The 19,332-nt window shown below is 50.0% G+C and carries 24 protein-coding genes and 1 pseudogene; 8 read left to right on the plus strand and 17 right to left on the minus strand.

Annotated features, from left to right (window positions below):
* Positions 1 to 293 (minus strand): annotated as a pseudogene (locus KNP84_RS13620) (glutamine--fructose-6-phosphate transaminase (isomerizing)); the annotation flags it as partial.
* Positions 294 to 707: 414 nt separating this feature from the next.
* On the opposite strand from KNP84_RS13620, the gene KNP84_RS13625 reads away from it, so the two are divergent.
* Complete coding sequence (locus KNP84_RS13625) at positions 708 to 1,043, plus strand: hypothetical protein (protein ID WP_021065292.1); 336 nt, start codon at positions 708 to 710, stop codon at positions 1,041 to 1,043.
* 33 nt (positions 1,044 to 1,076) lie between these two features.
* Here KNP84_RS13625 and KNP84_RS13630 read toward each other — a convergent pair whose 3' ends face one another.
* From KNP84_RS13630 to KNP84_RS13660, 7 genes are read right to left on the minus strand one after another with little or no spacing between them, the layout of a single operon-like run.
* Positions 1,077 to 1,835: an endonuclease/exonuclease/phosphatase family protein gene (locus KNP84_RS13630; RefSeq protein ID WP_215114972.1), complete on the minus strand. Its 759-nt coding sequence runs from the start codon at positions 1,833 to 1,835 to the stop codon at positions 1,077 to 1,079.
* The gene (locus KNP84_RS13635; RefSeq protein WP_021065294.1) at positions 1,832 to 2,377 is read right to left on the minus strand and encodes a P-loop nucleotide/nucleoside kinase family protein; all 546 of its coding nucleotides are present in this window, start codon (positions 2,375 to 2,377) and stop codon (positions 1,832 to 1,834) included. Before KNP84_RS13635 ends, KNP84_RS13630 begins: the two co-directional genes overlap by 4 nt.
* Positions 2,378 to 2,409: 32 nt before the next feature.
* Entirely contained in the window at positions 2,410 to 2,880 is a 471-nt protein-coding gene (locus KNP84_RS13640; protein WP_021065295.1) for a hypothetical protein, read from the minus strand.
* Positions 2,873 to 3,382 carry a hypothetical protein gene (locus tag KNP84_RS13645; RefSeq protein ID WP_058765654.1) on the minus strand — a complete coding sequence of 170 codons (510 nt, stop codon included), beginning with the start codon at positions 3,380 to 3,382 and terminating at the stop codon, positions 2,873 to 2,875. The genes KNP84_RS13640 and KNP84_RS13645 overlap by 8 nt, the downstream gene beginning before the upstream one ends.
* Positions 3,383 to 3,826 (minus strand): hypothetical protein, encoded by a 444-nt coding sequence (locus KNP84_RS13650; RefSeq protein ID WP_058765653.1) that lies wholly within the window; start codon positions 3,824 to 3,826, stop codon positions 3,383 to 3,385.
* Positions 3,827 to 3,830: 4 nt separating this feature from the next.
* Positions 3,831 to 4,259: a hypothetical protein gene (locus KNP84_RS13655; protein ID WP_215114973.1), complete on the minus strand. Its 429-nt coding sequence runs from the start codon at positions 4,257 to 4,259 to the stop codon at positions 3,831 to 3,833.
* Entirely contained in the window at positions 4,256 to 4,699 is a 444-nt protein-coding gene (locus KNP84_RS13660; RefSeq protein WP_058765651.1) for a hypothetical protein, read from the minus strand. Before KNP84_RS13660 ends, KNP84_RS13655 begins: the two co-directional genes overlap by 4 nt.
* A 198-nt stretch (positions 4,700 to 4,897) precedes the next feature.
* Between KNP84_RS13660 and KNP84_RS13665 the strand changes: the two genes are divergently transcribed.
* From KNP84_RS13665 to KNP84_RS13690, 6 genes are all read left to right on the plus strand, one after another.
* A complete protein-coding gene (locus KNP84_RS13665) occupies positions 4,898 to 5,608 on the plus strand; it encodes a GntR family transcriptional regulator (protein WP_021065300.1) in 711 nt (236 codons plus the stop codon).
* 150 nt (positions 5,609 to 5,758) lie between these two features.
* The gene (locus tag KNP84_RS13670; RefSeq protein ID WP_215114974.1) at positions 5,759 to 6,106 is read left to right on the plus strand and encodes a PTS lactose/cellobiose transporter subunit IIA; all 348 of its coding nucleotides are present in this window, start codon (positions 5,759 to 5,761) and stop codon (positions 6,104 to 6,106) included.
* Complete coding sequence (locus KNP84_RS13675; protein ID WP_021065302.1) at positions 6,103 to 6,411, plus strand: PTS sugar transporter subunit IIB; 309 nt, start codon at positions 6,103 to 6,105, stop codon at positions 6,409 to 6,411. Before KNP84_RS13670 ends, KNP84_RS13675 begins: the two co-directional genes overlap by 4 nt.
* 15 nt (positions 6,412 to 6,426) lie before the next feature.
* Positions 6,427 to 7,833, plus strand: coding sequence for a GH1 family beta-glucosidase (locus KNP84_RS13680; protein ID WP_215114975.1), 1,407 nt, complete (start codon positions 6,427 to 6,429; stop codon positions 7,831 to 7,833).
* 11 nt (positions 7,834 to 7,844) lie between these two features.
* Positions 7,845 to 9,173 carry a PTS sugar transporter subunit IIC gene (locus KNP84_RS13685; RefSeq protein WP_021065304.1) on the plus strand — a complete coding sequence of 443 codons (1,329 nt, stop codon included), beginning with the start codon at positions 7,845 to 7,847 and terminating at the stop codon, positions 9,171 to 9,173.
* Positions 9,174 to 9,250: 77 nt separating this feature from the next.
* Complete coding sequence (locus tag KNP84_RS13690; RefSeq protein ID WP_021065305.1) at positions 9,251 to 9,400, plus strand: hypothetical protein; 150 nt, start codon at positions 9,251 to 9,253, stop codon at positions 9,398 to 9,400.
* Between the two features lie 38 nt (positions 9,401 to 9,438).
* Here KNP84_RS13690 and KNP84_RS13695 read toward each other — a convergent pair whose 3' ends face one another.
* The 8 genes from KNP84_RS13695 to KNP84_RS13730 form a co-directional block, all read right to left on the minus strand.
* Entirely contained in the window at positions 9,439 to 9,888 is a 450-nt protein-coding gene (locus KNP84_RS13695) for a WapI family immunity protein (RefSeq protein WP_215114976.1), read from the minus strand.
* Between the two features lie 2 nt (positions 9,889 to 9,890).
* The gene (locus tag KNP84_RS13700) at positions 9,891 to 10,133 is read right to left on the minus strand and encodes a hypothetical protein (protein WP_144060641.1); all 243 of its coding nucleotides are present in this window, start codon (positions 10,131 to 10,133) and stop codon (positions 9,891 to 9,893) included.
* Between the two features lie 101 nt (positions 10,134 to 10,234).
* Positions 10,235 to 11,587 (minus strand): GH1 family beta-glucosidase, encoded by a 1,353-nt coding sequence (locus tag KNP84_RS13705; protein WP_021065308.1) that lies wholly within the window; start codon positions 11,585 to 11,587, stop codon positions 10,235 to 10,237.
* Between the two features lie 24 nt (positions 11,588 to 11,611).
* Positions 11,612 to 12,538: a carbohydrate ABC transporter permease gene (locus KNP84_RS13710; protein WP_215114977.1), complete on the minus strand. Its 927-nt coding sequence runs from the start codon at positions 12,536 to 12,538 to the stop codon at positions 11,612 to 11,614.
* 3 nt (positions 12,539 to 12,541) lie between these two features.
* The gene (locus KNP84_RS13715) at positions 12,542 to 13,441 is read right to left on the minus strand and encodes a carbohydrate ABC transporter permease (protein WP_214837674.1); all 900 of its coding nucleotides are present in this window, start codon (positions 13,439 to 13,441) and stop codon (positions 12,542 to 12,544) included.
* Positions 13,442 to 13,503: 62 nt separating this feature from the next.
* Complete coding sequence (locus tag KNP84_RS13720; protein WP_029596151.1) at positions 13,504 to 14,814, minus strand: ABC transporter substrate-binding protein; 1,311 nt, start codon at positions 14,812 to 14,814, stop codon at positions 13,504 to 13,506.
* A 198-nt stretch (positions 14,815 to 15,012) separates the two neighbouring features.
* A complete protein-coding gene (locus KNP84_RS13725) occupies positions 15,013 to 16,026 on the minus strand; it encodes a LacI family DNA-binding transcriptional regulator (protein WP_058765645.1) in 1,014 nt (337 codons plus the stop codon).
* Positions 16,027 to 16,172: 146 nt separating this feature from the next.
* Positions 16,173 to 17,045: a TetR/AcrR family transcriptional regulator gene (locus KNP84_RS13730; protein ID WP_021065313.1), complete on the minus strand. Its 873-nt coding sequence runs from the start codon at positions 17,043 to 17,045 to the stop codon at positions 16,173 to 16,175.
* Between the two features lie 155 nt (positions 17,046 to 17,200).
* Between KNP84_RS13730 and KNP84_RS13735 the strand changes: the two genes are divergently transcribed.
* Positions 17,201 to 18,694: an MDR family MFS transporter gene (locus tag KNP84_RS13735; protein ID WP_215114978.1), complete on the plus strand. Its 1,494-nt coding sequence runs from the start codon at positions 17,201 to 17,203 to the stop codon at positions 18,692 to 18,694.
* Positions 18,695 to 18,735: 41 nt separating this feature from the next.
* Here the strand turns inward: KNP84_RS13735 and KNP84_RS13740 are convergent, their stop codons facing one another.
* A complete protein-coding gene (locus KNP84_RS13740) occupies positions 18,736 to 19,194 on the minus strand; it encodes a hypothetical protein (RefSeq protein ID WP_215114979.1) in 459 nt (152 codons plus the stop codon).
* Between the last annotated feature and the right edge of the window lie 138 nt (positions 19,195 to 19,332).

A 19,332-nucleotide genomic window follows, 5' to 3' on the forward strand; every position in this document is an offset into this window, starting at 1 on the left:
TTGTGGACGAGCGTGAAGCGGCCCGTCGTGCTCTGGTGCGGGTGGGCGTTCGGGACGCTCGGCACGCCGTGTGTCGCCCAACGTGTGTGGCCGATGCCGATGGCGCCTTCCGCTTCGACCGGTACGATGTCACGAAGTGCGGCGATGCGACCGACTTCTTTGAACACATGGACATCATCACCGACGAGCGCGATTCCGGCTGAGTCATAGCCTCGATACTCGAGCTTTTCCAACCCTTTTAATAAAATCTCTTTCGTTCCGACTTGACCAATCATTCCTACAATTCCACACATAACAATTCTCCTCATCGATTCGATTTCTCGAAAAAGGAAACGGGCTTTTTAGAGTGCTGTCAACGTGTTCCTCATTGTCCGTCCGGTCACCCGAACGTTTTAAAAGAACACTTTTAGTCGTGACAGGCGACTAGGAGGCATCCGCCGAAAACTCGATAACCCCCAACCTCGTCAACTCCTTAGAGTTCTGGCGCTTTTCCTTCATAGCTGGCCGTTTCTCCAGATACCCTTTCATGCTAGCCGGTCTCGATTGAATCCGAAAGTGTTTATGTCACAACAGAATCCAATACTTTTTTTACTGTTCATGTAAAAGTCACCACTTTCACTAAAAAGCTACTTTTTTCAACAGGCTTGTCTCGTCGAGCTGGTTCGGTCATGATGGAAGTATCTATTAGATGGAGTGGAGGAATGGCTATGAATATCGTCTTTCTCGTCATCGGTATCATCTTATCGACCGCATCCAAATGGCTGCAAATCGAAGGACAGAGTGAAGTTGGGGATTTTCTTGTGTTTCCGGCCGCCTTTTTCTTGGCGCTCGCGCTCTTGTTCAGCTTCCCGTTCTTTAAAGAATGGTGGGATGACCCGTCGCTTCGCCCGAAAGCGTATCGTTTTGCTGGACTTGCTGCCGGCGGCGTCTTGTCATTCCAGCTCTTCGCCTGGCTCCTATTCGGTCAAGGCGAGTGGATCGGAAGTATGTTCTTGATCCCGTTCCTCATTTGTCTCTACTTCGTCATCCGCACGTTCAAATGAAAAAGGGGGAAGCGACTAAGCGTTCCCCCTTTTTTAAGAGATGTCGAGATTGAGTAAGACTCCATAATGATCACTCGGCAGCACGTCGGTGATTGAATCGGACGTCTTCCCAAACACGTCCACGCTCGAGATGAGCGGGACGTTCCCTTCGTCGTGACGCAATAACATCCAATCGTAGCGTGCTGGTTGTTTCTGCAAAGAATCCTGCTTCAAATACGGATTGTGTACATAATCCAGCGTCGGCTCATCCCCTCCACGATCACATGTGGCGACATCGATCCAACGATGTGCGGTCAAATCACGATAAATCTCCGACTGCGGATTGTCATTGAAGTCACCACATAATAGCTCGTAACGTTCTCCCTCACCGATCCACTTGCGGACCGCTCGCACTTGCGCTTCCCGAATGACCGGCGACCTCCAATTCAGATGGACGTTCGTCAATCCGAACGCGTGACCTCCTGCTTGAAACGTCACCCGCATCGCACAGTAGTTCGCTTCTTCTACCTCGTGGTGCCAAATCGCATCATTCGTATCGAGGGGAATATTACTTAAGACAGCGAGCCCTTCATCGGGTGAGTCCGGATAGGCGAGAAATACGCAAAACGGATAGCCCGTTTCGTGGGCGATCTGCTCGGCTACACTGATGCCTTGCTCCCCTTCCACATGCGTTTTGACTTCTTGAAGCGCCAGCACATCGGCTTCAATCATCTTCACTGTGGCACAGATGGACTCGATCCGCTTCGACCATAATGTCGGATTGTTCCAGAGGTTGAACGTCGCAATCCTCATGTACTGGCTCCACTCTGTTGCAAATCTGTCAGCACGAATTGTTCGCTTTCTTGAAGCTGTTGAATCGTTTCGCTCAACTCACCGACCGTGTTGTCTAAATAGTAACGGTCCGGTGCACCCGAGCTTAGAAACTCGTTCCGCAATATGATGACCCGCTCCCCCATCTGCGCATCGCTCGGCCTATACTGATCGCGTTGGATGTGAACGTCTTGCTCCGCCCATAAGATGACGTAGCGTACTTCGACACCTTGTTCAATCCAGTGAACCGTGTAGCGCTTCACGTCTTGCCAAAAAGCGACCCAGTCCACGACGACGTCATACCCCGCCTCAAGAAAATTATCAGTCAACGCGACGATATTCTTCCAAACCAAATCGTTTGCCCGCTCTGATTCCCAAGGCCTTTCACGACCAGAGACTGCCATATGACTGATGTCATCCCCCGACACGTATGCACTCTTCTCCATGCTTTGAGCGAGCCATCTCGCCGTCGTCGACTTTCCGACACCAGCCGGACCTGAAATGATCCATACTTTCCGATTCATCATTATCCTCCTTAACATGTAAGAGGAAGCGCCTAAGCGCTCCCCCACTTTTGTTCTTCTCGCAATTCGGCTTCCGTGACGTAGTGCTCGTCGAGTTGAGCCATATGCCGCTCATACAGACGATGCTCAAGAATGGCGAGCATGTAAGCTCCTAGCCCAATCAAAGCGAACGCTTGAAGTGAAATCCAATCCGTGAGCAATGCGTAAATCCACACTAGGAAGAAGGGTAGCGTCACGAGCCCAAAGATGGAGTTAAGATGGATGAGCCGCTTTGCTGCATCCGACTTCAAAAATTGTTTTTTAATATTCTCGCGTTGCCACATCTTACGAAAATCGGGAAGACCCGCTGCGATGCTGAGAAATATGACTGTCATGGGTGATAGCCAATTATACTCTAATGAGAAAAATAGAAGTGCGGCCAACACCGCTGACAAGAACACTTGTGTGGAATGCTTTCTCTGGTCGAACGCCGTCAATTCACGCATTTGGCTCCGTTTATCCATGACCTTGCTCCTTCTCGATGTCGCGCGCTTCCCGAATCAGTTTTAAATCCTCCCCCGTCAAATAATGGCCGTCATGCTTTTGGATGATGCGATCGAGCCATTTCCCGAAAAAGGCAGCTCCCCAGAAAAAGGCTTGCGACAACAAGAACGCCTGAAATGATTGCGGTTGTGGCGTCTCATAGAATACGACAATCCCGTAGTATCCAATTGCGCTAACCCCAATCAAATAAATCGTATACCGGAGCGTAAGCAATTTCCGTGCCTGTCCATTTTTCACGAACCGACGCCACATGAGAAATCGAGTCGTTTCGATGCTAATCATCAAAGCGAAAACCGACACTAAGAGCACAAGGATAAATGACTCGGGCATGTTCCAATACGATGCGTAAATTAACATCCCAACGACCGCTGAAAAGACAGTTATACCGAAACCCCAACTCGTCCACTTCTCAAACCGGAGAATCGTATCAATCTGTTGTTTTGATTGTGGTGACAGTTCCATTTAGCTCATCCTTTCCATCAATTCTTCATACGTCGGTGCATGAGGATCATGCCTTTTCAACTGACGTTCAATGAATCGTTTCCGATGATTTGCAGTTAAACCCCAAATCCCAAATAGAAGTCCAATCCCAAATCCAAGCGACTCCGTTGTGAGCAAGGTCGTCATAAACGTTCCCATCAACATCGCGCTAATCCACGTGTCCGCATATTCGACCTTTAGCCACTGTAAGCTTTTTGAGTGCGTCGAGACATGGCGAAGGAGACGGTATTGTTTATGCCCCATGAAAATAAGGAACACGGCGACGGTCCACATTAAAGGAATCAATAACATCTTTTCGAATAGAAGCGCAACAATCATTAATAGAACGTAGATGCCAAGGACCGCGCCCCCATAGCGTTGGATTCGTTTAATCGATTGGACTTCTTTTTGAATAGAATATTCCATCCGCTCACCCCTTAAGCTGTTCATATGTAGGAAGCCACACATCCTCTTCTTTCATCCGCTTTTCGATTCGTATCGTCAACAACCCTGCTACTATAAGCATGAGCAGCCCACCTAGATACAGAACGTTCGACTCAAACAACTCACCACCATTTAAAGCGATAAAGAAGGCAATCGTATTGAAGCAGTCACTTCTTAATTGTTGGCGATAGCGATGCGTCAATTTCGGATTCAATGTCCGCCGCATCCGGGACCGTCGAATATACATAACATTGACGGGAACGAGCGCTAGTCCGATATAGAGAATTCCCCAAAACAGATGATCCGTCCATGCTATAACTGGAAGGACGACAATCAAGAATACACCGACAATCCCAAAGATGAGTTGATGGAACGAACGAAACCACGCCCGTTCCTGCTCAATGCGTTCTCTCATCGCGCTTCCTCCAATTCAAGGGCGCGCAAGATTGGATCATGGGCTTGTAGCGCCCGGTTCAAGCGGCGCGACACGACTTCGGCAATGATTCCCCAGATGACGACCGCGAACGCCCAATAGATGTTATCTTGACTGAAAATCAATAGCCCGCCGACCATGATGATGAGTACGCTCGTATTCACGATGTCGTATCCCAACTGCCAACGGAGCATTTTTTGTGCGGCGGACTCGAACAAAAACGACCGTCTCATCCGATATTTTGCCACGTCTGAAACGAGCAGGGCGACGCCGACAAGGCCGAGCGGGACGGTGATCCACGTTGCCCGTCCAAAGAACATCAAAGCGAACGCCAGAATGACCACCGCCAATAAAGCGTAACCGATGCGCGTATGTCGTCGCTTCCATTCTCGTTCCCGTTCCATCCGAACTGATTGTGCCATGACCTTCTCCTCCTCACTCTTCTCCTTTTCTATACGAATCCCTTTCTGATTCGTTTCGTTGAATTCATCGATTTCCCAAGTAATCGTTCGACGTTTTTCAACAATTGCCGAAGGATTGTCCTCCACCCATATATAATTTCTGATATACTGATAGCGTATTCATACCTACAAATTTTCATGTGAAAGGTGCAGACCCTGATGTCCCCAAAGTATAAACAAGTCGCCGAACAGATTGAGACGGATATTATGAATCACGTCTATCAACATACGAACAAGCTCCTCACCGAGGACGAATACGCCACCAAGTACGGCGTCAGCCGCAACACGGTCCGAAAAGCAATCGAGATTCTCGTCAACAAAGGCTACGTCTATCAAGTGCAAGGGAGCGGCGTCTTCGTCCGTGACCATTATATGAGCGATTACGTGAACCTCGAGAAGTTGCAAGGTCTCACGAGCGACTTCAGTGGACGAAAAGTCGAGACGCGCGTGCTTGATTTTGAATTGACGACAGCGAACGATGAAGTCGCTGAACGGATGAAGTGCAACGTCGGGACACCCGTCTATTACGTCAAACGTCTTCGTCTCGTCGATGACCATCCGTTTTCGGTCGAGGACTCGTATTTCCGAAAAGACCTCGTCGTCTATCTCGACCGGAACATCACGGAGAAGTCGATCTACAACTACTTCCGCAACGACCAAAAACTCGCCATCGGCTTTGCCGATCGTGTCATTTACGCCGACTTTTTGAACGCAGCAGATGCTGAGCTACTTGGATTGAATGAAAATGACCCGGCCCTTCTCGTCGACAACACCGTCTATTTGACGAACGGTCAAATCTTCGACGTATCGCGCTCGACACATCATTTCCGCCATGTTAAGATGCTCAAAGTCTCTAACATCAAGTCCTAAACGCACTCGAGAGATTGTTCTCGCGTGCGTTTTTTTCGTTCGTATATTTTATAAAAGAAAGGGTTTACATGTAAGCGGTATCGTGATACTATCAATTTGTAGAATTTGTACCTATGAATTTTGGTTATCCATACAAAAAGGAGAGATACTATGGTTTCTGAAACAATCGAAATTACACCCGAAGATATTTTCGGTTTAATCGCTCTTTCAGGCGACGCCAAAGCGAGCTACCATCACGCGATGCTATTGATGCAAGAAAACAAGGCAGAGGAAGCGGCTGAAGCGGTCAAAGCTGGGGATGCGACATTGAAAGAAGCACACGCCATCCAGACGAAATTCGTCACACTCGAAGCACAAGGGAAAACGGCTACGGTCGGCGTCCTCATGGTGCACGCGCAAGACCACTTAATGAACACAATCCTCGTCAAAGAGATGCTCGGCTATATGATGAACATGCAAAACGAAATCAACCAATTGAAAGGAATGGATCAAAAATGATGAAAATCGGACTCTTCTGTGCAGCAGGTATGTCAACAAGTATGTTAGTAGAAAAAATGAAAGCGGTTGCCGCTGAACGAGGCCTTGAGGCTGAAATCGCTGCTTACCCAGAATCAGAAATGGAAACGTACGTGGACAACCTCGACGTCGCGCTTCTCGGACCACAAGTCAAATACTTGCTCGCGAAAGGCAAACAAATCTGTGAGCCTAAAGGCGTTCCAATCGACGTCATCAACACAGTCGACTACGGCATGATGAACGGAACGAAAGTATTAGACCACGCGTTAAAACTCGCAAATAAATAAACTGAGGTGACCACTTTGAAAATGCCAAACAATTTCTTGTTCGGCGCCGCATCGGCTTCTTACCAAGTCGAAGGTGCATGGAACGAGGACGGGAAAGGACTCTCAAACTGGGACGTCTTCTCGAAAATTCCTGGAAAAACATTTGAAGATACGAACGGCGACGTTGCAGTCGACCATTACCACCGTTATAAAGAAGACATCGCACTCATGGAGGAGATGGGACTCGAATCATACCGTTTCTCGATCTCATGGCCGCGTGTCTTCCCGAACGGCACAGGTGAAGTGAACGAAAAAGGACTCGAGTTTTACAACAACTTGATTGACGAGTGCTTGAAGCACAACATCGTCCCGTTCGTGACACTCTACCACTGGGACCTCCCGCAAGCGCTTGAAGAAAAAGGCGGCTGGAAAAATCTAGAGACGGTTGACGCATTCGTCCGTTTCGCCGATACTTGCTTCCAATCGTTCGGCGACCGTGTCCGTCACTGGATCACGTTCAACGAAGCGGTCATCTTCTGCTCGCTCGGCTACTTGACTGGGGCACACCCGCCCGGCATCGAAGGCGACGTCAAAGGTTACTTCCAAACAACACACCACGTCTTCGTCGCTCACGCTCGTGCCGTCGAGTTGTTCAAACAAAACGGATACGTTGGCGAAATCGGAATCACACACGTGTTCAACCCGGCTTTCAGCATCGATGACGCCGAAGAGAACAAGTTCGCTGAAATGCACGCGAACGCTTACTCGACGCATTGGTTCTATGATCCGATCTTGAAAGGTGAATACCCAGCGTACGTGGTGAAAGGACTCGAGGAGCAAGGGCTTCTCCCTGACATGACAGACGAAGAGCTCGACCTCTTGAAGCGCACGGCTTCGATGAACGACTTCATCGGCCTCAACTACTACAGCCCGCAACGCGTCATGAAAAATGACTCGGCGCTCGTCATGGCCGGTGGCCGCGAGAACTCGACAGGCCGCCCGGGTAACCCATCATTCGATGGCGTCTACAAGACGGTCATGATGGATGACAAAGTCTACACGAAATGGGCTTGGGAAATCTCACCGGAAGCGTTCCTTGACGGCATGCACATGCTCAAAGATCGTTACGGCGATGTGAAAATCTACATCACAGAGAACGGTCTCGGTGATGTCGACCCGATCGTAGACGGAGAAATCGTCGACGACGCTCGCATCGAATACATCGAAGGTCATATCCGCGCCGTGAAACACGCTGTTGAACAGGGTGTCAACGTCGCAGGTTACTACGCTTGGTCGGCTATCGATCTTCTCAGCTGGCTCAACGGATATAAGAAGCAATATGGCTTCATCTATGTTGATCACGCTAACGGGCTTGCTCGTAAGAAGAAAAAATCGTTCCACTGGTACAAAGACATTATCGCTACTCGCGCTGAAAACCTATAAGGAGGTTCCCCATGAGCCGCTTAGAAACCGTATTTGAAAAATTCACGCCAGGGTTCGTTCGTTTCGCGAACGCCAAGCCCGTCCTTGCTATTAAGGACGGGTTCATCCTGACGATGCCGATGACAATCATCGGATCATTGTTCTTGCTCATTCTTGCTCTCCCAATTCCAGGTTGGGCTGACTTCATGTCAGGATTGTTCGGAGCCGATTGGACGCTTCCACTCACGCAAGTCGTCGGTGCGACGTTCGATATTCTCGCTTTAATCGGTGTATTCGGAATCGCTTACTCGTATGTTAAAAACGAAAAAATCGAAGGTGTACCAGCTGGTATCCTCGGAATCATCTCATTCTTGATCATCACGCAAGCGTCTGTCCTCTCTGAAGGTGGAGAAACAGTCGGCGGAGTCATCCCGAAAGTATGGACAGGTGGACAAGGTGTCCTCGCTGCCATCGTCGTCGGATTGGTCGTTGGATTCATTTATTCGCAGTTCATCAAACGCGGCATCAGCATCAAAATGCCTGACGGTGTTCCACCAGGCGTATCGAACTCATTCTCAGCACTCGTTCCTGGTCTTGCGATTATCACACTGGCGGTCGCGACATTCGCGATTTTCCAAGCGGTTGCAGATCGTACGTTCACAGAAGTCGTCTATGACGTGCTTCAAGCACCACTTCAAAACTTGACAGACACACTTGCCGGAGCCGTTATCATCATGGTGCTCATGTCAGTCATGTGGTGGTGTGGAATTCACGGTGCTGCTATCCTCATGGGGATTATGGGACCACTCCTTACAGCAAACGCGCTTCAAAACCAAGCACTCATCGATGCGGGTGAAACACTCGTTGCCGGTGAGAACGCGAAAATCGTTACCATCCAGTTCCTCGACGTCTTCACGAAGCTCGGTGGATCAGGAATCACAATCGGTTTCATCATCGCGACACTCATGGTCGCCCGTTCGGCTCACTTGAAGCAACTTGGTAAGCTCTCGCTTGCACCAAGTCTCTTCAACATCAACGAGCCGGTCATCTTCGGGATGCCGATCGTGTTCAACCCGATCATGTTCGTACCGTTCGTTATCGTTCCTGCCATCGCATCGTTCATGGTGTACTTCTCAATCCTTTGGGGCTGGGTCGACCCGTTCAACGCACTTCAAGTGCCATGGACAACACCACCGATCATCTCTGGTTTCTTAATCGGCGGATGGCGTGCAGCGCTCTTGCAAATCGTTACGATTGCGATGGCCGTAGCCGTCTACCTCCCGTTCGTCCGCATGCAAGACCGCGTCTCGTACGGTGAAGAGTTAAAAGCACAAGAAGACGCAGACAAAGCGTCAGCCTAAACAAATAACGACAGCCCTTCTCAGCGATGAGAAGGGCTGTTATATTTAGGAAAATGAGTATGAGAGTTGGTACATAGATGAAACGAAATTATACGGTCACGTTCTGCTTATTGATGAGCGCCTCGTTCCTCGCCGGCATCGCTCTAGAGTCTGTCGTCCCGTTCGTACTAGGAGTCGTCTGTCTGTTCGCAGCTGGCGTTCAAGCCAGGAAAGAAATCATTCATTAACAAGCAGCCAGCCTATTCGTAGCGCTGGCTGCTTTCGATTACAGATCTCGAATCGGATATGCGTCGGCGATTGCCTGTAACCCTTCCAAAAAACGCATCACATTGCTCACAGACGTCTCAAACGTGAACGCAAGCTCCTCAGACTCACCTTCAAGCGGATGCTCGAGATACCCCTTTACCGTGACCTCATCCCCATCTCCGTCTCTTCTCGTCACTGTCAAGCTGACGAATGGTTCGGTCGGCTCAAACTCGACTTCGGATACGTCGCCCGCTACGAATGACTCGAACATTGGTATGTAGTGAGCCACGAGCAGACTGTCGAGCATGACGTCATCGAACGTGATGCGATGGTCCGGCGTATGGAGCCCGACCCAATTACGATGCCAGGCCGCATCATGGATGTTGTCGGCGTCCGGATAGGCATACGCATAGCTCTCGATCGTCATATCACATGACTCGTCACGCGACATCAATTTAGCGATGGGCATCGTTATCCGTCCTTCCTGAGCGAATAACCGTCAATCTCCTGCAAACGCATCCGTTTCTGATCCACCGCTGCGTGGACGATGACCGTCACTCCTGGGTTGAGCTCCATCATCTTCTTGATTTTCGTCAAGTCGTCCCCTTTAATCTCGACCGGCAGGATAAACTCACCTTCCTTCAAATGGATGAACTTGATTTTCCCTTTGTCGTCATACCCTGTCACTTCGTACGTCGCATACTCGCGTTTCATTTGAACGGCCCCTTTCATTTGTTGTCCTCTTCTATACGTTCCCTGACCGAATACGTTCCACACAAAAAATCCATCCCTGTAGCGGCAGGGATGGATCCATCTTACGCCTCGACGCTATCCGCGTGTTTGGCTTTATGATCGCCGATGACTCCAGCGTACCATTTCGCGCTGTCTTTCCAGACGCGCTCTTGCGTGTCGAAGTCGATGTAGAGAATGCCGAAGCGTTTCTCATAACCGAAGCTCCATTCGAAGTTGTCCATGAGCGACCAGAGATAATATCCGGCGATGTTCATGCCTTCGTCGTTCAAGTCGGATACGGCTGTGAGGTGCTTTTTAACGTAGTCGATGCGTTTCACGTCATGGACTTCGCCGTTCTCAAGCACGTCGTCGTAAGCCGCGCCGTTCTCTGTGATGATGATTGGAAGGTCTGTGTACTCGTTACGTAAGCGACGGATCAGGTCTTTGAATTCGTTCGGGGCGATATCCCAGCCCATGCCCGTCTTGTCGTAATCGGAGTACGCAGCCACCGTCATGAAGTCGTTCGCCGCGCTGAACTCAACGAGTCCGCGGCTGTAGAAGTTGATGCCGAAGAAGTCGCACTCTGTCGAGATCGTCTCCATGTCACCTGGTTTGATGAAATCGTACGTGTGAACGTATTTCGCGAACAAGTTCATCATGTCTACCGGATATTGACCTTTAAACACTGGATCGAGGAACCAGCGATTCGAGTAACCGTCCGAGTTGTTTTGTGCGAGTCGGTCATTCACCGAGTCCGTCTTCGCATAGACCGGTGACAAGTTGAGCGTGATGCCAATTGGCGTCGTCGACTTCAACTCTTGTTTCAACAGTTCGACCGCTTTCCCGTGCGAGAGAAGCATATGGTGCACGGCGCGGACCGCTTCGTTCATGTCGCGATGGCCCGGTGCGTGGACACCGACGTGATAGCCGAGGAATCCAGCACACCATGGCTCGTTGTGCGTGATCCACGAGTCGACGATGCCGTCGAGTTCATCGAAGCACACTTTGGCATAGTCGAGGAACCAGTCGACCGAGTCGCGGTTCACCCAGCCGCCTTCATTGTGGGCCCACATCGGGAGATCCCAGTGGTAGAGCGTGACGGCCGGCTTGATGCCTTCCTCACGGAGGCGTGTCGCCAGCGTCTTATAGAACGCCATCCCAGCCGGGTTGAACTCCCCCTTTGCAGGGAAAATACGCGGCCAAGCGATCGAGAAGCGATACGTGTCGACACCGAGCTGTTTGATATGCTGGATGTCTTCTTCGAAGCGATGGTAGTGGTCACACGCGACGTCACCGTTATGCTTCTCGAACACACGTCCGTCGATGTCGCAGAACATGTCCCAAATCGACGGAGTGCGCCCGTCCTCGTTATGCGCGCCTTCAATCTGATACGACGAAGTCGCGGTCCCGAAGACGAAGTCTTTGTTAAACTGCATAGTCAATTCCTCTTTTCTCTCTAGTTATTCTTTGACCGCACCAGCCGAGATACTGCTGACGATGTATTTCGACAAGAACAAGAAGGCGATCATGATCGGTACGACCGAGATGGCGATACCGAGGTAAAGGGCACCGAGATTCTCGGCGACTTGTGAACCTTTCAAGAAGCCCATGAGGACCGGCAATGTGTATTTCTCTGGTGAGAACAAGAGCACGAGCGGCATCAAGTAGTTGTTCCATGAGCCGATGAACGTAAAGATCGACATCGTCGCAACGGCCGGCATCATCATCGGGAGCGCAATCGTATGGAAGATGCGCAGTTCGCTCGCTCCATCGATGCGCGCCGCTTCAATCATACTGACGTGCAGCGTCGCTTGCGTGTACTGACGGATGAAGAAGACGACGAACGGACTGGCGATTGACGGGATGATCAACGGGATGAACGAATCGAGAATTCCGAGCGTTTTCGAAATCTCGTAGAACCCGATGAGTCCAAGTTGCCCTGGGACCATCATCATGACGAGCATGAAGATGAACATCACGTTTTTGCCTTTGAAGTTATAGAACGCGAATCCGAACGCGGTCATCGCTGAGAAGTAACCAGAGAGCAACGTCACGAGCACCGCGACGATCAAACTGTTTTTAAAGCCGGTCCAGATGTTGATATAGTCGCTCAAAATCGCATAGTTTTCGACGAGCGCCGATCCAGGGATGAGCGAGAAACCAGACATGATTTCACCGTTCGTCCGTGTGGCGTTGATGAGCATCATCAAGAACGGGATAAAACAGATAATCGTCAAGACAATCAAGCCCGTGTAAATCAAGCTACGGCTAAACCATTTCTTTTTCTGCTTCTTTACTGGCGGTTCCACGCGAAGCGGTTTCTCCTCGCGCGGCGGCTGAACTTCGCTGTCGGCGAGCATACGCCGTGATTCTGCATTTTGTTCCATTGCTTATGCTCCCTTCTGCGCAGCGCGTTCTTTACGGAACATCCCTTTGAAGACGATCGCCGAGAAGACGAGTGTAATCAAAAACAAGCCGTAAGCGACCGCTGCCGCATAGCCATAGTTGTTATACTTGAATGCTTGGTTGTACAAGTAGAGAACCATCGTGTTCAGTGAGCCGTCCGGTGCGCCGATTCCATCCGTCAATAAGAGCGGAAGATCGAACAGTTGAAGACCACCGATGAGCGATGTGATCATGATGTACAAAAGAATCGGTTTGAGTAATGGGACCGTGACGTTCGTGAACATCTGCCAACGGTTCGCGCCATCGATATGGGCGGCTTCGAAGAAATCTTGTGAAATCCCCGATACACCGGCCATGACGATGATGAACGAGTGACCGAACCACATCCATGTCAAAATGAGTGAGACGGACAGTTGTGCCGTCACCGGTTGCGATAACCAATTGATCGGGTCAGAGATGATACCGAGTTTCAAGAGCATCATGTTGAGTGATCCATGCTGCCAGTCGAGCAAGATTCCGAACAAGAGCGCGACCGAACTGATTGTGATCAAGTTAGGAAGATAGAAGAATGAACGGAAGAACGCGAGGCCCTTCAATTTCAAACGTAAATCAGAGAACAAGAGCGCGAGAGCCAGTGCGAGACCGATTTGCAAGACAAAGTTTATTCCCCAAATCTTGATCGTATTGACGAACGCCTCGATGAAGTATGTGTCTGTCAACAGGCGCGTGTAGTTCGCAAAGCCGACGACCTCTTCTCCTTGGCTGCCGGTATAGTTGGTGAAACTGTAGTACAGGGTCAAGAAGACCGGGTAGATACTGAATGTCAAAAAGACGACCCAAAATGGGGCAATAAACGCATAGCCGTAACGGTCTAGTTTTTTCACGTCGTGTTACTCCTTCCATAGCAACCCTTAAGGGGGGGAATCCCCCCACGGGTTAGCTTGCTTCAGTCAACTGTAATGTCTGGGTAAGCGTTCTTCGCTTGTTTTTTGAACTCTTCGATTGCTTCTTCTTTCGACTTCTTACCTTCTACGTACTGAAGGACTGAAGCGCCGTAGAGCGTGTCGAGCTGTTGGTCGTATTTCGTGACGATTCCTGGTGTGATTTCATCCGCTTGGTCGAGGAAGAAGTCATAGTTGTTCTGTCCGCCGAGGAACTCATCGCTGAAGTCGTCTTTGATTTTGTCGGTAACTGGTTTGTAAGCGAGGACGTCGCCTGTCTCTTCAGCCCAGCCAGTCAAGAACTCTTCGTCTTGTGTCATGAGCTTAACGAAATCATAAGCAGCTTCTTTGTTTTTCGATCCTTCATAAACGCCGAGCCATGTGCCGCCCCAGAAGTACGGGCTTGGACCGTTCGTGACTGCCCAGTCACCGGCTGTGTCTTTCGCGCTATCTTTCAAGACGCTGTGAAGACCCCATGTTGGGAGGACGTAAGAGAAGACTTGTGTCTCTGTCTCTTTGCCGCCTTCTTTAACTTTGATCGGCTTCGACATGCCTTCGAACCAAGATGGTGACCATTCTGGAGCGAGCGCCGTGTATTGTTTCTCACGAAGTTCTTTCGCGTAGTCCATGTAGTTGATTTTGTCTTCTGTCAACACGAGTTCGTTCTTGTCGTTTACCCATGCTTCTGGGTTCGCGCCTTGTGAGAACCAACGGATTGCGCCTTCGTCTGGGAACATTTTGTAGCCTTTTTGCTTCATCTTCTCAGCAACTTCGAAAACGCCGTCCATCGAGCTCATCATGTTGCCGATTTCAGTCGGATCGTCCGTACCGAGGACTTCTTTCGCTAAGCTACGTTTGTAGTAGACGCCACCTGGTGTCGTTTGCCATGAGAGAGCGCGCACGTTGCCATCTTTGTCTTTCCCGAGGTCGAAGACGTAAGGAATATAGTCGTCTGAGATTTCATTGACGTTGTAAGGCTCGTCTGAAAGGTTTTCCCAGTAGCCTGCGTCAACCCATTGCTTGAGGAACGCGATTTCGCCTGTGAAGACGTCCGGTGCCCCAACGCCGCTTTCAAGTGCCGGCTTAAGTTTTGTCGGATAGTCCGCGATTGGAACGATTGTCAATTCGACCTTGACGCCGTTCTTCTCTTCGTATGTTTTGATTGGTTCTTTGAGCTCATCCGTGAACGACCAAACTTTAAGTACGTCGTCTTTGCCGTTTGACGATTCTGAAGACCCTTCGTCATTTGAGCATGCGCCCAAGACACCGACTGATAGTGCTCCGATAGAGAGTAAGCTAACTAATTTTTTACGCATGTGTGAACCATCCTTTATAAGTGTTTTTGAGAAAGCGTTTACAAGAAGAGGTAAATAATTGTCGAAAGCGCTTTCGAAAAAATCGAAATAAAATATCGAAAGCGGTTTCGATTTGGGGTGAATGATTTTCGAAATCGCTCTCTTCTCTCCATTCCGCTGAAGCGAACAGAGCGACTTCGAAACATCATCGTGACTTGTTTACTTTTTGACTGGCGCGCACGATGCCCGTTCAATCAATGTGACCGGGATGACGCGACGTTCAGTCCGTCGTTCTTTGGCTGTCATCTGCTCGATGAGCAGCTCGGCCGCCGCCTCTCCGATTTCGTCCGTGTCTTGCCGAATTGTCGTCAGTTTCGGCGTGATGTACTTGATCATCTCGATGTCATCGTAGCCGATAATCGAGATGTCTTCCGGGACCCGGAGACCGTGTTCATGGACGGCTTCGATTGCCCCGATTGCCATTTGATCGCCTGCCACAAAGACAGCCGTCGGCGGTGACGCCAATTGTAACAACTTCTCCATCGCCTGCTTGCCTTCTTCGACCGAGAAGAACCCGGCGTTGACCAAGTATCCTGGCTGAATCGGCAAGTCGAGCGTTTGCATGGCGAGCTCATACCCTTTCACCCGGGCCGCCCCAGCGTCAATCGACGAATCTCCGGCGATGTGAGCGATGTGGCGATGGCCTAACTCATACAAGTAGTTCACAGCCATGCGGGCACCTTCCGTATTGTCCGAGTAGACGACGCTACAGTTGGCGCTGTCCATGTCGACCACGACAATTGGGATGTCGCTTTGCATGAGTTCTTGTACTTGTTCGTCCATCCGATCCGAGCAAATGACGACGATCCCGTCGACCGCTCGATGTTTGAAGTGTTCGAGGTAACTCATGTCACGATTCCGGAGGTTACGCGAGGCGAAAATCAAATCATAGCCGTGCTCCTCGGTCGCGTGACGGAAACTTTCGATGATGCCGTTAAAGAACGGATGTTTCATTCCGACTTCATTCGCTTCTGAGAACATGACCCCGATCGCCCACGACTTCTTCGTCGATAACGACTGCGCGTGCGCGTTCGGCAGATAGTCCATCTCAGCCGCGGCTTGTAATATTTTGGCTCTCGTCTTTTCGCTGACGTCCTTGTAGTTGTTCAACGCTTTGGAGACGGTCGTAATCGAAAAGCCGGTTATTTTTGCTAAATCATAAATCGTACCCATGTCATTCTCCTCTTCCCGAAAGCGCTTTCGGTAATTTGATTGTAGCGCATGAATTTGTAGGAATCAATTCTTTTTCGTGGAATATTTTGAGATTTATTTTCGTACCGTGTTTCTTCTATATTACAGCAACCAATCTTTTTTTGTCGTTAGTGTGTCCGTGTATACAGCCAAACGAGATTCGTAAATTTCTGAACTTCCGTCTCCCCCGTGACTCCTTTGAACAGACGTTGGAACGGCTTGAGCAATTGCTCGATGACAATTTTACGAAGCCGGTCTTGATGCAACTCATACGTGATTGCCTCAAACAAATCCGCTTGTTCTTCGGTCATCTTGACGTGTGCGCGAATCCGTTCCGCCATCTCAATCAGTTCGTCTTTTGTGACGAGGTTTTTATCCGTCGTACCACGCATCTGATCGACCGTAACCGGATTTAAAATATGCTCGTTCGTCTCGACCATGCGGGCCGCCATCAGCTCGACGTAGGCGTATAAGTTACGAATCAGTTTCTGAATCGAATAGGCCGTGTTCGTGATGCGGAGCGTGAACAAGATGTGTTGCAACATCCCATTGAAGAGCACGGTCAACTCGACCGAGTACGGACGAATCTCCTCACCGATAATCTCGGTCAAACGCATGGCGAGCCACTCGATCTCATAAACACGGTGCTGCAAGACGAGCTTCTTCAGCTCGGGCTCATTCGCCGACATGATCGACTCAAATAAGGCGTGGAGGTTCCGCTCTTCATTTAATTGAATGAGGATGGAAATCTGCTCGATAAAGACGTCCTTGTCACGCTTGTCCCGCCCCATCTGCATCTCGATGCGGCGCTGGCCGGCGTCATAGCGCAAGTTCTCAAGGATATTGGCGACACAGTCCGTCTTCGAGGCGAAGTAATTGTAGAACGTCCCTTTCGAGATGTTCGCCCGTTCAATGATTTCTTGGACCGACGTCTGTTGGACCCCGTTCTCAATGAAGAGGTTCATGGCGACATCGGCGACTTTTCGTTTCTTATCTTTCATATCATTTCCTGCTCCGTTCTGTTTCATTTATAGATTCAGTATATCATTTTGAACTGATAGTACAAAATGGTTGATTTATTTATACGACGGGTATAAAATCACTACATCGACACTTACTAGTATATAACTATTCAGAACATAAAGGAGCAACTCGTATGAAACCAGAATTCCAAAAGAAACCGCCGTATCTCATGCTCGCGGTCCTCTTTGCCGGGGCGTTCATCGCCTTCCTGAACAACTCGTTACTTAACGTCGCACTCCCATCGATCATGGTCGATTTGGAGATTGCCGACTACTCGACCGTCCAATGGCTCGCGACCGGCTTCATGCTCGTGACGGGTGTGCTCGTCCCAGCATCGGCCTACTTAATCACCCGGTTCTCGAACCGAAGCCTCTTCATCACCTCGATGGCAATTTTCGCTGTCGGGACGGCCATCGCCGCGTTTTCACCGAACTTCGGCATCTTGCTCGCCGGGCGGATGATTCAAGCGGTCGGTGCCTCGACGATGGGGCCACTCCTCATGAACGTCATGCTCGTCAGTTTCCCGCGTGAAAAACGTGGAACGGCGATGGGGATTTTCGGTCTCGTCATGATCTCTGCACCAGCCATTGGACCGACGCTTTCAGGTTACATCGTCGAGTATTACGACTGGCGCGTCTTATTTGAGATGATTCTCCCGCTCGCCATCATCGGTCTCGGTCTCGCCATTTGGAAAGCCGAGAACGTCATGGTCCAAAATAAAGAGCAATCGCTCGACTATTTGTCACTCGTCTTATCGACGCTCGGTTTCGGTGGCGTCTTGTACGGTGTCAGCTCGGCGAGTTCAGATGGCTGGGACAACCCGATCGTCTTGACGACGATGATCGTCGGATTCGTCGCGTTAATCGCCTTCGTCATCCGTCAGCTCAACATGGAGAAGCCGCTGCTCGACCTTCGGGCGTACAAATACCCGATGTTCGCACTCGCTTCCATCATTGCAATCGTCAACGCCGTCGCCATGTTTTCTGGGATGATTTTGACACCGGCCTACGTTCAAAGCGTCCGCGGCATCTCACCGCTCGACTCTGGGCTCATGCTATTGCCGGGTGCCATCATCATGGGAATCATGTCGCCAATCACCGGGAAACTGTTCGATAAGTTTGGACCGAAGTTGCTCTCGATCACTGGTCTCACCATCACCGCAATTTCGACGTATATGCTCGCCCACGTTCAACTCGATTCGACGTACACGTACATCGTGACGACGTATACGCTCCGCATGTTCGGGATGTCGATGGTCATGATGCCGATTATGACTAACGGTCTTAACCAGTTGCCGACGAGCCTCAACCCGCACGGGACGGCCATCAACAACACGGCCCAACAAGTATCCGGTGCAATCGGTACGGCCGTCCTCGTCACCATCATGAACTCGGTGACGCGAACCGAAGCCGAATCGCTCATGACTGGCGTCGACCCAGCGACACTCACCGAGAGTGCCATGGGCGCGTTGACTCAGCAAGCACTCCTCTCAGGGATTCAGTACTCGTTCTATGTCGCACTCGGCATGAACATTTTGGCGCTCGTCCTCGCCTTCTTCGTGAAGCGCGTCGATGTACGCAAGCTCGACTTCAAGGAAGAAGAATCAGAACTCAAAAAAGCAAATTAACATAACAAGCCGTCCTGTTCGAACAGGGCGGCTTGTTATGTTTATCCTTTTGTAAAACTCAAGTCATGCCGACTCGGATGTTCCGGATCGAGCTGGCGAATCTTGCGTTCGTAATACATCGTCGTCGCCGCTTGGCCCGCAACCGCCCCAAAGAAAATCATCATCCATAAGAACAGATTTGACTGGAAACCGTTCTTGAACAATAAGCAGAATCCGATCGCTCCGAACAACGAGAGCGCGTTGCGGCCGAGATACGTGCGACGAATGAACTTTTGGACGGACGGTTCGGCTGTCAACCGTTGCATGAATTGGCTTTCGCGCCACTCCAAATAAATCAACACGACTAGCGACGCCAAAAAGACGACTCCATAGCCCGTTTGAAACTCGTTCATGACCAATAACGCGAATGACATCCCGACCGCGATGACGACCGATACGTGCAAGGGCATCCATCTTTTTTGATACGATTGAATCGAACGCATTCGTGCTTGTTTCTCCATTCCCATCACCTCGTTTCTATTTACGTAAGCAAACTGATTTTAGTTTCGTGAAAAGTAATGCTCCATCATTCGACTGCATAAATTTGGATGATTCCTCCCGCTTAATCAAAATGAAATAATTTAAAAGCCTAATATATG

Source organism: Exiguobacterium sp. s70, assembly GCF_018618315.1.
In the GTDB taxonomy this organism is placed as follows: domain Bacteria; phylum Bacillota; class Bacilli; order Exiguobacteriales; family Exiguobacteriaceae; genus Exiguobacterium; species Exiguobacterium chiriqhucha.